The organism is Cupriavidus sp. USMAHM13 (assembly GCF_001854285.1).
Lineage (GTDB): Bacteria > Pseudomonadota > Gammaproteobacteria > Burkholderiales > Burkholderiaceae > Cupriavidus > Cupriavidus malaysiensis.
Window position 1 is genome coordinate 1583729 of record NZ_CP017751.1, and the last position, 13400, is coordinate 1597128.

The 13400-nt window shown below is 68.0% G+C and carries 13 protein-coding genes and 1 tRNA gene; 8 read left to right on the top strand and 6 right to left on the bottom strand.

The features are described from left to right. Positions 1–68: 68 nt before the first annotated feature. Positions 69–407: a P-II family nitrogen regulator gene (gene glnK, locus BKK81_RS06900; protein ID WP_071011598.1), complete on the top strand. Its 339-nt coding sequence runs from the start codon at positions 69–71 to the stop codon at positions 405–407. 27 nt (positions 408–434) lie between these two features. Here the strand turns inward: glnK and BKK81_RS06905 are convergent, their stop codons facing one another. The 3 genes from BKK81_RS06905 to trxB all read right to left on the bottom strand — a co-directional run bounded on the left by BKK81_RS06905 (position 435) and on the right by trxB (position 3044). Further along, positions 435–1022, bottom strand: a complete 588-nt coding sequence (locus BKK81_RS06905) for a trimeric intracellular cation channel family protein (RefSeq protein ID WP_071016173.1) — start codon at positions 1020–1022, stop codon at positions 435–437. 124 nt (positions 1023–1146) lie between these two features. Then, complete coding sequence (locus tag BKK81_RS06910; protein ID WP_071011600.1) at positions 1147–1818, bottom strand: Smr/MutS family protein; 672 nt, start codon at positions 1816–1818, stop codon at positions 1147–1149. A gap of 278 nt (positions 1819–2096) precedes the next feature. Further along, a complete protein-coding gene (trxB, locus tag BKK81_RS06915; protein WP_071011601.1) occupies positions 2097–3044 on the bottom strand; it encodes a thioredoxin-disulfide reductase in 948 nt (315 codons plus the stop codon). A 169-nt stretch (positions 3045–3213) separates the two neighbouring features. Between trxB and BKK81_RS06920 the strand changes: the two genes are divergently transcribed. The 3 genes from BKK81_RS06920 to BKK81_RS06930 all read left to right on the top strand — a co-directional run bounded on the left by BKK81_RS06920 (position 3214) and on the right by BKK81_RS06930 (position 6760). After that, entirely contained in the window at positions 3214–5541 is a 2328-nt protein-coding gene (locus tag BKK81_RS06920; protein WP_071011603.1) for a DNA translocase FtsK, read from the top strand. Between the two features lie 149 nt (positions 5542–5690). Next, positions 5691–6350 carry an outer membrane lipoprotein chaperone LolA gene (gene lolA / locus BKK81_RS06925; protein ID WP_083383988.1) on the top strand — a complete coding sequence of 220 codons (660 nt, stop codon included), beginning with the start codon at positions 5691–5693 and terminating at the stop codon, positions 6348–6350. An 8-nt stretch (positions 6351–6358) separates the two neighbouring features. Continuing rightward, positions 6359–6760, top strand: coding sequence for a hypothetical protein (locus BKK81_RS06930; protein WP_071011604.1), 402 nt, complete (start codon positions 6359–6361; stop codon positions 6758–6760). 21 nt (positions 6761–6781) lie between these two features. Here the strand turns inward: BKK81_RS06930 and BKK81_RS06935 are convergent, their stop codons facing one another. Further along, complete coding sequence (locus BKK81_RS06935; RefSeq protein WP_231907995.1) at positions 6782–7465, bottom strand: hypothetical protein; 684 nt, start codon at positions 7463–7465, stop codon at positions 6782–6784. 223 nt (positions 7466–7688) lie between these two features. On the opposite strand from BKK81_RS06935, the gene dctP reads away from it, so the two are divergent. The 4 genes from dctP (at position 7689) to BKK81_RS06955 (ending at position 11938) form a co-directional block, all read left to right on the top strand. Then, on the top strand, positions 7689–8807 hold the full coding sequence (gene dctP, locus BKK81_RS06940) for a TRAP transporter substrate-binding protein DctP (protein ID WP_231907996.1): 1119 nt from the start codon (positions 7689–7691) through the stop codon (positions 8805–8807). Positions 8808–8902: 95 nt separating this feature from the next. Beyond that, positions 8903–10342, top strand: a complete 1440-nt coding sequence (locus BKK81_RS06945; RefSeq protein WP_156811164.1) for a replication-associated recombination protein A — start codon at positions 8903–8905, stop codon at positions 10340–10342. Positions 10343–10446: 104 nt separating this feature from the next. Then, positions 10447–11760, top strand: coding sequence for a serine--tRNA ligase (serS, locus tag BKK81_RS06950; RefSeq protein ID WP_071011606.1), 1314 nt, complete (start codon positions 10447–10449; stop codon positions 11758–11760). 88 nt (positions 11761–11848) lie between these two features. Continuing rightward, a tRNA-Ser gene (locus BKK81_RS06955) sits at positions 11849–11938 on the top strand. A gap of 267 nt (positions 11939–12205) precedes the next feature. Here the strand turns inward: BKK81_RS06955 and BKK81_RS06960 are convergent. Further along, a complete protein-coding gene (locus BKK81_RS06960; RefSeq protein WP_071011608.1) occupies positions 12206–12760 on the bottom strand; it encodes a hypothetical protein in 555 nt (184 codons plus the stop codon). Beyond that, complete coding sequence (locus BKK81_RS36980) at positions 12757–13071, bottom strand: NMCC_0638 family (lipo)protein (protein ID WP_442873394.1); 315 nt, start codon at positions 13069–13071, stop codon at positions 12757–12759. Before BKK81_RS36980 ends, BKK81_RS06960 begins: the two co-directional genes overlap by 4 nt. Positions 13072–13400 lie beyond the last annotated feature (329 nt).

Sequence of the window (13400 nt, forward strand, 5' to 3'; positions counted from 1 at the left end):
CTTGCCAAGGATGTCAGGGTTTCGGGCTAGAATCTGGCATTCGCTAATGACCATAACCAGGGGCCAACATGAAGCAGATTACCGCCATCATCAAACCGTTCAAGCTCGACGAAGTGCGTGAAGCGCTGGCCGACGTGGGCGTGACCGGATTGACGGTGACCGAGGTGAAGGGCTTCGGCCGCCAGAAGGGCCATACCGAGCTGTACCGCGGCGCGGAATACGTGGTCGACTTCCTGCCCAAGATCAAGATCGAAGTGGTGGTGGCCGAGAACCAGCTCGACACCGTGCTGGATGCCGTGGTCAAGGCCGCCCACACCGGCAAGATCGGTGATGGCAAGATCTTCGTGACCGAGGTGGAGCGCGTGATCCGCATCCGCACCGGCGAGCAGGACGAAGCGGCGGTCTGACGCCGCCGCGCGGCGGCGGCGCCGGGTTCAGCCCGGCAGCCTCCAGCCGCGCCAGACCGAGACCAGGCGCGTGGCCGTGGTGGTCAGCGCGCCGGCCAGCAGGGCCGCTTCCTGTTGCGCGTCCAGCCAGGTCAGGCCGAGGTAGACCCAGCAGCCGGCGAAGGCGCAGGTGGCATAGGGCACCCGGTCACGCAGGATCATCGGCATCTCGTTACATAGCACGTCGCGCACCACGCCGCCGAACACCGACGAGATGATGCCCATCATGACCGCCACGAAGGCCGGCATCTGCGCCACCAGCGCGAGCGAGGTGCCGGTCACGGCGAACAGGCCCAGCCCGATCGCATCGGCCACCAGCATGGTGCGCTCCGACGCCACGCGGCTCACCACGCGGAACACCACCGACGCGCCGATCGACATCGCGAAGATCAGGATCACATAGCCTTCGTGCTCGACCCAGTAGAAGGGACGGCGGTCGAGCAGCACGTCGCGCACCGTGCCGCCGCCGAAGGCGGTGGCGAATGCCACCACGAAGGTGCCGACCGCGTCGAAGCGCTGCTTGCGCGCATCGACGACGCCCGCCACCGCGAAGGACAGCACGCCGATCACTTCCATCACGTGGAGGATCAGCGGCAGCCGGCCGAACAGCGCATCGAAGTGCGGAGAAAGGATGGGGGCCAAGTGCGCTCGCGGTCGGAGTGGGGCGGGGACGCCGGGCGGCGGCTCAGGTGCGCGGCCCTCAGGCGCGCGGCTGGCGCAGCAGCACCATCAGCGCGCCGGCGCCACCCTCGGCGCCGCGGGCCTGCACGAAGGCGATCACTTCCTCCTTCTGCACCAGCCAGCTGCGCACCTTGCCCTTGAGCACCGGCAGCTTGTCGGGCGAGCCGTTGCCCTTGCCGTGGATCACGCGCACGCAGCGCACGCCGCGCCGTACCGCGCGGCGCAGGAACTCGGACAGCGCCTCGCGCGCCTCTTCGCTGCGCAGGCCGTGCAGGTCGAGCTTGTCCTGCGGCACCCATTCGCCGCGCCGCAGCTTCTTGACCACGTCCATGCCGATACCGGGGCGGCGGAAGGAGAGGCTCTCATCGGTGTCCAGCAGGCTCTCGACGTCGAATTCGTCGGACAGCGAGGCCGCCAGCGTTTCCTGGTCGTTGCGCAGTGTCTGCACCGGCAGCGGCGAGGGCTTGCCCGCGGCGGGCTCGATCCGGTTGCGGTCGCGCAGCGCGCTGACCTGGCCCACCGAACTGCGGAACACGTCCGCTTCCTCGCGTGCGCGCTGCGCGGCCTGTTCGGCCGCCAGGCGTTCGGCTTCGCGGCGTTCGGTCTCGTCCTTGAGCCGCTCGCGCAGCTTGCCGAGGTCGGCCAGGCCGAGGCGGGATGGGGCGTTGTCGGGTTTGGCGCCGTGCTTCATGGCTGTCTCCGTGGGGCAGGCGTCATTTTATAAGAAAGTCCGGCCGGGGCAGGGGGTAGGCGGGGCAAAGGCGATGCGCGGGATCACCTGTTACCCATGTCTCCGAACACCCGTTACCCATGTTTCCGGTCTGAAGGCCGCCTGCGGGAGAGGGCGGGGCGGGCGCTTGCCCGGACGCAGCGGCAGGCCTCTTGCTCCAGCCGCCTGCCGCCAGAAAGCACAAAGGGGTGCCGGTTCCCCGGCACCCCTTTGTCCGCGTCGGCTGACGCGTGTGTGCTTTACTTCAACGCTTCCACGTAGCGCTGGGCATCCAGTGCCGCCATGCAGCCGGTGCCGGCGCTGGTGATGGCCTGGCGGTAGACGTGGTCCTGCACGTCGCCGGCGGCGAACACGCCCGGGATGTTGGTGGCGGTGGCGTCGCCCTGCAGGCCGCTCTTGGTGACGATGTAGCCGTTGTGCATCTCGAGCTGGCCTTCGAACAGTTCGGTGTTGGGCTTGTGGCCGATGGCCACGAACACGCCGGCCAGCTTCACTTCCTCGTTCTGCCCGGTCTGCACGTTGCGCAGCTTGACGCCGGTCACGCCGGAGTCGTCGCCCACCACCTCGTCGAGCACCGTGTTCCAGCGGATCTCGACACGGCCTTCCTTCTCGCGCGCGAGCAGGCGGTCGACCAGGATCGGCTCGGCGCGGAACTTGTCGCGGCGATGGATCACGGTCACCTTGCTGGCAATATGGGACAGGTAGAGTGCTTCCTCGACCGCGGTGTTGCCGCCGCCGACCACCGCGACTTCCTGGTTCTTGTAGAAGAAGCCGTCGCAGGTGGCGCAGGCCGAGACGCCGCGGCCCATGAAGTTTTCTTCCGAGGGCAGGCCGAGGTACTGGGCCGAGGCGCCGGTGGCGATGATCAGCGCGTCACAGGTGTACTCGCCGGCATCGCCGATGAGGCGGATCGGGCGCTCCGTCAGCTGGGCCGTATGGATATGGTCGAAGATGATTTCGGTGTTGAAGCGCTCGGCGTGCTCCAGGAAGCGCTGCATCAGCTCGGGGCCCTGCACGCCCTTGGCGTCGGCGGGCCAGTTCTCCACGTCAGTGGTGGTCATCAGCTGGCCGCCCTGGGCGAGGCCGGTGATCAGCACCGGCTGCAGGTTGGCGCGGGCCGCGTAGACGGCGGCTGTGTAGCCGGCGGGACCGGACCCGAGAATGAGCACTTTTGCGTGTTTGGCCATGATGCAATCCTGTGTCCGGCGCGCGCGCTGGCGCACCGGTAGCGGTCAAAAGCGACATTATAAGTGGAGGCGCGTTTGCCCACTGTTGCAATTTCCAATGGGAGCGATAGTGCGCACCAAGGTTAAAATGCCCGGCATCCCGAATTTTTTTCAACCCCACCAATCGCGCATGGCTCGAGCCACTCCCACCACCCGTACCGATCCATCCGCGCTGCCCTCCCGTATCGGCAAGCTGCTGGGCGAAGTGCGCTGGTTCCTGCTGCTTGCGGTCACGCTCGCCTTCGTCTGCATGCTGGCGAGCTACAGCAAATCGGACCCGGGCTGGTCGCATGCCAACCAGGTCGCGGACGTCCACAACCTGGGCGGGCGCGTGGGCGCCTGGCTGGCCGACGTACTGTTCTTCGTCTTCGGCTTCTCCGCCTACTGGTGGGCGGTGCTGCTGGTGCGGCGCTGCTGGCGCGGCTGGCGCGCGCTCTCCGAGGAACTGCCGCCGCCGCTGCCCGAGGCACGCCAGGGCGTGGTGGTCAGCTGGGTCGGCTTCGCGCTGACGCTGGTCTCCAGCATGGGGCTGGAAGCGATCCGCATGTATCCGCTGCGCGCGGCGCTGCCGCGCGCGCCCGGCGGCGTGCTGGGCGACCTGCTGGGCGGCTGGATGCAGGTGGCGCTGGGCTTCACCGGCGCCACCCTGCTGCTGCTGATGCTGTTCGCCATCGGCCTGTCGCTGTTCTTCCATTTCTCCTGGCTGTCGGTGGCCGAGCACATCGGCGGCTTCGTCGAGGGCCTGTTCCTCGGCTTCAAGGCGCGCCGCGAGAGCAAGCAGGACCGCATCATCGGCGAGGCCGCCAAGGTGGAGCGCACCGAGACCGTCGAGGTGCAGCGCGTGAAGATCGAGGAGGCGGCGCCGGTGCAGATCGTGCGTCCGCAGGCGGTGCCCAAGCACGAGCGCGTCGAGCGCGAGAAGCAGCAGCCGCTGTTCGCCGACATCCACGACTCCGACCTGCCGCCGCTGGCACTGCTCGACCCGATCCCGCCGCACCAGGAAACCGTCAGCGCCGAGACGCTGGAATACACCTCGCGCCTGATCGAGAAGAAGCTCAAGGACTTCGGCGTCGAGGTCAAGGTGGTGGCGGCCTACCCGGGCCCGGTCATCACCCGCTACGAGATCGAACCGGCCACCGGCGTCAAGGGCAGCCAGGTGGTCAACCTGGCCAAGGACCTGGCGCGCGCGCTGTCGCTGGTGTCGATCCGCGTGGTCGAGACCATCCCCGGCAAGAACTGCATGGGCCTGGAGCTGCCCAACCCGAAGCGCCAGGCGGTGCGGCTGTCCGAGATCCTCGGTTCGCAGGTCTACAACGAGAGCGCCTCGCAGCTCACGCTGGCGCTGGGCAAGGACATCGCCGGCAAGCCGGTGGTGGCCGACCTGGCGCGCATGCCCCACTGCATGGTGGCCGGCACCACCGGCTCGGGCAAGTCGGTCGGCATCAATGCCATGATCCTGTCGCTGCTGTACAAGGCCAAGGCGGATGCGGTGCGGCTGATCCTGATCGACCCCAAGATGCTGGAGATGAGCGTCTACGAGGGCATTCCCCACCTGCTGTGCCCGGTCGTGACCGATATGCGGCAGGCCGGCAACGCGCTCAACTGGGCGGTGGGCGAGATGGAGCGCCGCTACAAGCTGATGAGCAAGCTGGGCGTGCGCAACCTGGCCGGCTACAACAAGAAGATCGACGAGGCGGCCGCGCGCGAGGAAAAGATCCCCAATCCCTTCAGCCTGACCCCGGACGCGCCCGAGCCGCTGGAGAAACTGCCGGTCATCGTGATCGTCATCGATGAGCTGGCCGACCTGATGATGGTGGTCGGCAAGAAGGTCGAAGAGCTGATCGCGCGCATCGCGCAGAAGGCACGCGCGGCCGGCCTGCATCTGGTGCTGGCGACGCAGCGTCCGTCGGTCGACGTCATCACCGGCCTGATCAAGGCCAACGTGCCGACCCGCATCGCCTTCCAGGTCAGCAGCAAGATCGACTCCCGCACCATTCTCGACCAGCAGGGCGCGGAAGCGCTGCTGGGCATGGGCGATATGCTCTACCTCGCGCCCGGCACCGGCCTGCCGGTGCGCGTGCACGGTGCCTTCGTCTCCGATGACGAGGTGCATCGCGTGGTCGAGAAGCTCAAGGAAGCGGGCGAGCCCAACTACATCGAGGGCATCCTCGAGGGCGGACTGGCCGAGGAGGGCGGTGGCGACGGGATGGGCGGCGGCGCGGGCATCGCCGGTGGCGGTGGCGGCGAGGCCGACCCCCTGTACGACCAGGCCGTCGAGGTGGTGCTGAAGAACCGGCGCGCCTCGATCTCGCTGGTGCAGCGCCACCTGCGCATCGGCTACAACCGCGCCGCGCGGCTGCTGGAGGACATGGAGAAGGCCGGTCTGGTGTCCGCCATGTCCGGCAACGGCAACCGCGACATCCTGGCCCAGGGCGGGGGCGCGCGCGAAGAGGAGTGAACGCCGCACGCGTAACGCGTAACATCGGCTTACTTCTCTGCCGGAATCCCTCCCGCGAGACCGGCTCTAAGCACACAGGCGGCCCGCAGGCAACATGCCGGCGCGGCGCCGCCGCTCAGGTAAACCGAAGAACGCAAGGAAGCAACCTCATGCACATCAGGAGTTTTGCGCCGGCTCGGCGCCAGCTCGCACGGACCGGCGTCCTGCTGGCCCTGCTGGCCTCGGGCCTGACGGCCGCGCATGCCGCCGCCACCGACCAGTTGCAGGCCTTCGTCACCACTGTCAAGACTGCGCGCGGCGAGTTCACGCAGCGCCAGGTCAAGGGGCAGGGCGATACGCTCAAGGTGACCGGCAACTCGAGCGGCAGCTTCGCCTTCTCGCGGCCGGGCAAGTTCACCTGGCGCTACGAGAAGCCCTATGAGCAATTGCTGCAGGCGGACGGCCAGACCCTCTACATCTACGACAAGGACCTGAACCAGGTCACCGAGCGCAAGCTCGATGGCGCGCTCGGTTCCAGTCCGGCCGCCATCCTGTTCGGCAGCAATGATCTCGAGAAGAATTTCGTGGTCAGGAACGGCGCCACGCGTGACGGCATCGAGTGGCTGGAACTGACGCCCAAGTCCAAGGACACGCAGTTCGAGCGTATCGGCATCGGCTTCAAGGGCGGCAACCTGGCGGCCATGGAGTTGCGCGATGCCTTCGGCAACACCACGCTGCTGAGCTTCACCGCGATGCAGAAGAACCCGGCACTGCCGGCCGATACGTTCCGCTTCACGGTGCCCAAGGGTGCCGACGTGATGAAACAGTGAGGACCGGCATGCGAGTGAACGCCTTCTGCAGCCTGCCCCGCCTGGCTGCCGCCGCGCTGCTGGCGGCCGGGCTGGCGGCCTGCGCGGCGCCGGGATCCGGCGCGCGCCAGTTCGACGTCGATGCCTTCCTTGGGGCGCCCGACATGGCCTTGCCCGAGGTGCTGGCCAACCGCGATTTCCTCGCCGCGACCAAGGCGCCAGTGGCTGATTGCGCCGCCATGCTGCAGTCGGCCAGCAGCGGCGTGCTCGAGAGCCTGGGCGGCGGGCGCGCACCGGCCTGGCTGCTTCACCCCGCCGGCGATGCCGCGCGGGTCTGGCTGGTGCTGGGCCAGGCCGACGGCTCGCGCAGCTGCCACGGGCCGCTGCCCGCCGCGCCGATGCGCGTGCTTGCGGAGCGGGCCAGGCGCTAGCCGGCGGACGGCCGGTCCGGTTCAGCCCGGCGAGGTCTTGGTCTTGGCCGCCGAATTGATGCGCAGCACGCCCTCGGGCGGTGGCAGCGGGCGGTAGGTCAGCCGCACGCTGCTGTCCAGGCGCCGCGCGGCCGTGCGGCGGTTCGTTTCCCGCCGGACCATATTGTTGTGGCCGACCGTGCCTTTGGCATAGCCTGCGGCCCCGGCCAGTCCCAGCCTGCGGTTGGCCTCCGCGGCGCTCTTCTTCAACAGTGCGTCAAGGGCCGTGCGTGCCTTGACCTGGGCCTGGAGCAGGGCATCGTCGGGGAAGGCGCGCGCGCGCGCCGCGTCCTGCGGCAACTGCGTCCGGCCGGCCAGGCGGCGCAGCGCGGCACGGAGTTCGGCGCCGTCGAACTGGCCCTCGGCGACCACCCAGGCCGCGTCATGGCGCAACCAGGGTTCGGCATCGGCCAGGCGGCGCAGCAGGGCCGGCAACAGGTTAGGGCAGGCAAAGCAGCGTGCGCGCCGCACCGCGTTCAGGGCGACGCGGCGCACCTGGGCATGCTCGTGATCCATCAGGTCCGCCACCACGCGCTCCGCTGCATGCGGGCGATGCATCATTTCGGCGAGCTGGCCGGCCAGCGCGATCTCGTCGACAGCGGTCATGCGGTTGCGGCCCGTCAGCCGGGAAATCTTGAACAGCAACATGCGGTAGGACAGCAGCATAGGGGTCTCTGGCAACAGGGCGGCATGGCGCCGGCTCGCGCGCGCCGGCGTCAATGCAGGGCATCGGTAGTTCGTATATCGGCCGGGGCGCGGGATCCTGAAGGCGGTGCGGCATCACCTCGCCGCAAGCCGTGGCGGTGATGGCGACTCCCTATAATGCGGTGCGGCCCGGGCCTGCGGGCTGCCCCTTCCACCCAGGCTCGAACAACGCTAGGACCGTGACATGCTTCGTCTCGCCGTGTGCGACGTCTTGCTTTGCCGCCTCCTCCGGCGGGCCTGCGGACGGCCGTTGCCGCTGGTGCTGGCGCTGGCGCTGTTGTCGATGACGCCGTTCGTGCCGGCGCGGGCGCAGCCCGCGTCGGCACCGGCGCCGGCCGCTTCGGCCGCTTCGGCCGCGGCAAGCGTGCCTGCGCCGGTGACCTGGCGCATGACGACGGAAGCGCCGGCCGCCGGCATGGCCGGCGAGGGACTGTCGACCTTTGCCGAGGAGATGAAGGCGCGCTCGGGCGGGACGCTGCTGGTGGCGCCCGCCTTCGAGGCCGGCGTGGACGCCCGCCCGCTGCCGCCACCCGCGGCGACAGCGGCGAGGGACGCGCGCAGCGACGGCGGCGACATCCCGGCCGAAGCACTGGGCCAGCTCGATCCTCTGTTCCAGCTGCCCTCGCTGCCCTTCATCGCGACCTCGCTGGAGTCGGCGCGGCGCCTGGCCGGGCTTGCGCGCGCCGACTACGCACGCGCCTTGGCCGCGCAGGGGCAGCACCTGCTCTACATCACGCCGTGGCCGCCGACCGGGTTGTGGTCGCGTGCGCCGCTGGCCTCGCTGGCGGACCTGCGCGCGCTGACGGTGCGCACTGCCGACACGATTTCGACCGGGCTGATCCGCGCCGCCGGCGCACGTGCGGTCGAGCTGCCGCTGGCCGACACTATGCCCCGCCTGCGCGAGGGCTCTGTCAATGCGGTGCTGTGCTCCGGCGATGACGGCGCGGCGCGCAAGCTGTGGCGCTACCTGCCCAACTTCACCGCGATCGGCTATGCCATGCCGCTGTCCTTCACGACTGTCGGCAATGCCAGTTATGCGGCCCTGACGCCGGCCCAGCGCGAGGTGGTCGATGCCGCCGCACAGGCCACCGAGCAGCGCCAGTGGGTGCGGCTGTCGACGCGCATCGCCGAGAACGCGGCGCAGATGATGGCGAACGGCGTGACCGTGCGCGGCGAGGCGGAGCCGGGCGTGCGCGCGGCGCTGCGCGCGGCGGCTTCTGCGCCGGTGGCCGCCTGGCGCGCCCGCACCGGCAGGGCGGGCGGCGCCATCCTCGACGCCTTCGCCGCCAGCGGCGGCGACTAGGCAAGGCCGGCACGGCCGGCAAGGGCGGGGTGGTGCCGCGGATGGTCTACACTGTGAGGTCGCGCGCCGCACGCGGCGCGCCCCGATACCGAGGCATGACAACCGTGGCGGATACGCTGTTCTCCGAAACCCCTGACCGTTCCAACCAGCCGCTCGCGGAGCGGCTGCGCCCGCGCAACATCGATGAAGTCATCGGCCAGCAGCACCTGCTCGGGCCGGGCAAGCCGCTGCGCGTGGCCTTTGCTTCCGGCGAGCCGCACTCGATGATCCTGTGGGGGCCGCCCGGTGTGGGCAAGACCACGCTGGCAAGGCTGATGGCCGACGTCTTCGACGCCGAGTTCATCGCCTTGTCGGCAGTGCTGTCGGGCGTCAAGGACATCCGCGAGGCGGTCGAGCGCGCCGAGCAATACCGCGCCCACGGCCGCCGCACCCTGGTCTTCGTCGACGAGGTGCACCGCTTCAACAAGAGCCAGCAGGATGCCTTCCTGCCGCACGTGGAAAGCGGTCTGTTCACCTTTATCGGCGCCACCACCGAGAACCCGTCCTTCGAGGTCAACGGCGCATTACTGTCGCGCGCGGCGGTCTACGTGCTCAAGAGCCTGGACGACGCCGAGCTGGCGCAGCTCGCGGGCCGTGCGAGCGCGGAGCTGGGCGGGCTGCGCTGGGACGACGAGGCGCTCAAGCTGATCGTGGCGTCGGCCGACGGCGACGGCCGCAAGCTGCTCAACAATATCGAGATCGTCGCGCGCGCGGCGCGCAGCGCCGGCCAGCAGGCCATCGACACCGCGCTGCTGGGCAGTGCCCTGTCGGAGAACCTGCGTCGCTTCGACAAGGGCGGCGATGCCTTCTACGACCAGATCAGCGCCCTGCACAAGTCCGTGCGTGGCTCCGATCCCGACGGCGCGCTGTACTGGTTCTGCCGCATGCTGGATGGCGGCGCCGATCCGCGCTACCTGGCCCGGCGCATCGTGCGCATGGCGTGGGAAGACATCGGGCTGGCCGACCCGCGCGCCGCCCGCATCACCCTGGATGCTGCCGAGACCTATGAGCGGCTGGGCTCGCCGGAGGGGGAGCTGGCGCTGGCGCAAGCGCTGGTCTACCTGGCCGTGGCGCCCAAGTCCAATGCCGGCTACAACGCCTACAACGCGGCGCGCGCCTTCGTCGCCAAGGACAAGTCGCGCCCGGTGCCCGTGCATCTGCGCAATGCGCCCACCAAGCTGATGAAGGAACTGGGCTACGGCCACGCCTACCGCTACGCGCACGACGAGCCCGAGGCCTACGCCGCCGGCGAGCACTATTTCCCGGACGACCTGCGCCCGCAGGGCTGGTACCAGCCGACGCCGCGCGGCCTGGAGGGCAAGATCGGCGACAAGCTGCGCCACCTGCGCGAGCTCGACGCCGACTGGCACCGGCGCCAGAAGGCTGCGAAGGCTGAAAATGCAGCCAAAGCCGCCGCGGCTGAGCGCGCCGCGCGCGGGGCCTCAGGCGCTGCCGCCGATCCCGCCGCCGGCCCGGCGGAGCCGGGCGACCGATAAGCGGCGTCCCGTTCTCGCTGTTCCCGGCGGACGGGCGTCGCCGCTGCAGTAAAATAGCGGGTCCGCCGGCATGTCGCCGGCTCCGCACTTCCCCGATCCTCGACATGCTCGACATCCAGCTGTTCCGCAAAGACATCGACGCCGTGGCCCAGCGCCTCGCCACGCGCGGCTTCCAACTCGACGTGGCCGCCTTCCAGGCCCTCGAGACCGAACGCAAGCAACTGCAGACCCAGACCGAGGAACTGCAGGCGCGCCGCAACAGCCTCTCCAAGCAGATCGGCATGCTCAAGGGCAAGGGCGAGGACACCTCCGCGGTGATGGCCGAGGTCGGTGGCATCGGTGACACGCTCAAGGCCTCGGCCGCGCGGCTGGACGAGATCCAGGCCCAGTTGTCTGATCTGATGCTGACGATCCCGAACCTGCCCCACGAGAGCGTGCCGGTCGGCGCCGACGAGAGCGGCAATGTGGAAGTGCGCCGCGTCGGCACGCCGCGCAGCTTCGACTTCGAGATCAAGGACCACGTCGACGTGGGCGCGCGCCTCGGCCTGGACTTCGATACCGCGGCCAAGGTCACCGGCGCACGCTTCGCGATGCTGCGCGGCGGCGTGGCGCGCCTGCACCGTGCGCTGGCGCAGTTCATGATCGACACCCATGCGACGGAGCATGGTTATACCGAGACCTACGTACCCTACATCGTCAATGCCGCCTCGATGCGCGGTACCGGGCAGTTGCCGAAGTTCGAGGAAGACCTGTTCAAGGTGCCGCGCAAGGTCGGCGGCGAGGCCGAGGATGGTGGCGAGCGCATCGAGAACTTCTACCTGATCCCGACCGCCGAGGTGCCGCTGACCAATATCGTGCGCGACGCCATCGTCGCGGCCGACAAGCTGCCGCTGCGCTTCGTCGCCCATTCGCCGTGCTTCCGCTCGGAGGCGGGCTCCTACGGCAAGGACACGCGCGGCATGATCCGCCAGCACCAGTTCGACAAGGTCGAGATGGTGCAGGTGGTGCCGGCCGAGCAGTCCTTCGCGGCGCTGGAGGAAATGACCGGCCACGCCGAGGCCATCCTGAAGAAGCTGGAACTGCCGTTCCGCACCATCGTGCTGTGCACCGGCGACATGGGCTTCGGCAGCACCAAGACCTATGACCTCGAAGTGTGGATCCCCGCGCAGAACACCTATCGCGAGATCAGCTCCTGCTCGAACATGGGCGACTTCCAGGCGCGCCGCATGCAGGCACGCACGCGCAATGCGCAGGGCAAGCCCGAGCTGCTGCACACGCTGAACGGTTCCGGGCTGGCAGTCGGCCGCACGCTGGTGGCCATCCTGGAGAACTACCAGAACGCCGACGGTTCGGTGACCGTGCCGACCGCGCTGCGCGCCTACATGGGCGGCATCGAACGGCTCGAACCCGAGGCGTAAAACTTTTTTGCGGAAGGGGCTTGCGGCGGGGGCAAGGCTATCGCTATAATCTTGTTCTTCGCTGATTGCCACCGGCGAACAAGTTCCAGGAGAGGTGGCAGAGTGGTCGATTGTACCTGACTCGAAATCAGGCGTACGTGCAAGCGTACCGAGGGTTCGAATCCCTCCCTCTCCGCCAAATGCAGAAAGCCTGTCGATGTTCGACAGGCTTTTTGTTTTGGGGCGCACCCGCACCGCAGGCGCTCCAGGTCGATGCCATTTCGTTCGGGATCGACGCTTGAAACCCTTGTCGGCGTGCCTCGTCAGGTCCCGCTGTGAAACGTCGTGCTTCGCCTGGCTGCTGGCGCGGGCTTCAGTGCCAGGGATGGTATTCAAGGCAGGCGGAAAGCCCGGATGCGCAGGCGAGGCTTTGCCCGGGTGCCGGGAGTGTATCGAGCGATTGCGGCTACCGGTGTGCGGGGATAAAAAGGTCGCTGTACGCAGGGGGCTCGTCTGGAGCGGAGAAGAACGGTACATGCCAGTGCCCGAGGAAACGGATCGCGACGCCGCGCTTGTTCGGGTCAGAGTGTGCTGTGATCGTGCAGGTTTCGTGGCGCGAGGTCAGGCCGATCTCCGTATCAGGCGCGATTTCCAGTTTGTCACCCAAGTCGACCTCCCGGCCAGCCTTGTTGCGGGGATTGCTCGAGGATACGAGCAGCTTCGCTGGCTTGTTGCTTTCCACGACGAGCGTGTCCGCGTCTCCCGCACCCGCTACGAACCAGTCTAGTTCTCCCGGTCTCTTGTGGCCGAAGGTCAGCTCAAAGCGGTCTCCCAGATCTCGCACGGACAGCACGCCGCAGTCGAAAGGTGGTTCGATGCGCTGACCATGGGCGCTCGCCAGCCAGGCAGTCAAGACCAGCAGGAGCAGGATGCGCCAGAGCCAGTCGTGGCGAGTTGGTCGCAAGGGCTGCCCGTGCAGCGAACTGTGACGCGAAACAGTCGAATGGATACTTGAATTCATCGGATGATGGCTACGGAACCAAGCACTTGGATCTCCGCACTGTCCAGCGGGGCAACTGAAAGAGTGAACAGAATTCCCGGTGCGACGTTTGGCAAGGACCACCTGTAGGAAACGGTGCGAACTCGACCATTGGCGGTGGTTTCTTCATAGTCGTCCGCTACTATTCTTGCGACGAGCGGGGGCGGTGCGCTGGCTGCTAGCTTGTCGAACAATTCCCTTGCGATCTCGGTGTCAGCCCTTCGTGCGTACACTGCAGGCAACTTGCCGATCGCGGATCGTCTGCCAAAGTCTCCATCGCATGTCTGATGCACTCCTGTTCTCAATGGGATGGCGGGAGGAGTCGTTGAGTCAACTCGCCGCCAAAAATGCCGAGGGCCGCCGACCTTGCCATCTGGCCAAGGCTTGGTTGCCCATCTGGCATCGCGGACTGCTCAAGCCGCCGCCAATTTGACATGTTGCTCGCGAGGCCGACAAGTGCCGATAAAGAAAGCAGCCGCATTTCAGTAAAGGATGATTTTTGGGATGATTGGATTCTGAATTTTTTTGGGAATAGTCCTTCTCTAAGCCCAAGTCTGCGGGCGAAGGCGCTGGATCTCGTGACTCGGAATTCAGGCTGTCCCCTCGACGAGGCAGGCGGCTG

Excerpts from the sequence above, each read along its gene's own strand:
- lolA (WP_083383988.1), top strand. The coding sequence starts at position 5,691 with ATGCACATCAGGAGTTTTGCGCCGGCTCGGCGCCAGCTCGCACGGACC.
- dctP (WP_231907996.1), top strand. The coding sequence starts at position 7,689 with ATGCTTCGTCTCGCCGTGTGCGACGTCTTGCTTTGCCGCCTCCTCCGG.
- BKK81_RS06945 (WP_156811164.1), top strand. The coding sequence starts at position 8,903 with ATGACAACCGTGGCGGATACGCTGTTCTCCGAAACCCCTGACCGTTCC.
- glnK (WP_071011598.1), top strand. The coding sequence starts at position 69 with ATGAAGCAGATTACCGCCATCATCAAACCGTTCAAGCTCGACGAAGTG.
- BKK81_RS06910 (WP_071011600.1), bottom strand. The coding sequence starts at position 1,818 with ATGAAGCACGGCGCCAAACCCGACAACGCCCCATCCCGCCTCGGCCTG.
- BKK81_RS06960 (WP_071011608.1), bottom strand. The coding sequence starts at position 12,760 with ATGAATTCAAGTATCCATTCGACTGTTTCGCGTCACAGTTCGCTGCAC.
- trxB (WP_071011601.1), bottom strand. The coding sequence starts at position 3,044 with ATGGCCAAACACGCAAAAGTGCTCATTCTCGGGTCCGGTCCCGCCGGC.
- BKK81_RS06930 (WP_071011604.1), top strand. The coding sequence starts at position 6,359 with ATGCGAGTGAACGCCTTCTGCAGCCTGCCCCGCCTGGCTGCCGCCGCG.
- serS (WP_071011606.1), top strand. The coding sequence starts at position 10,447 with ATGCTCGACATCCAGCTGTTCCGCAAAGACATCGACGCCGTGGCCCAG.
- BKK81_RS06920 (WP_071011603.1), top strand. The coding sequence starts at position 3,214 with ATGGCTCGAGCCACTCCCACCACCCGTACCGATCCATCCGCGCTGCCC.
- BKK81_RS06935 (WP_231907995.1), bottom strand. The coding sequence starts at position 7,465 with ATGCTGCTGTCCTACCGCATGTTGCTGTTCAAGATTTCCCGGCTGACG.
- BKK81_RS06905 (WP_071016173.1), bottom strand. The coding sequence starts at position 1,022 with ATGGAAGTGATCGGCGTGCTGTCCTTCGCGGTGGCGGGCGTCGTCGAT.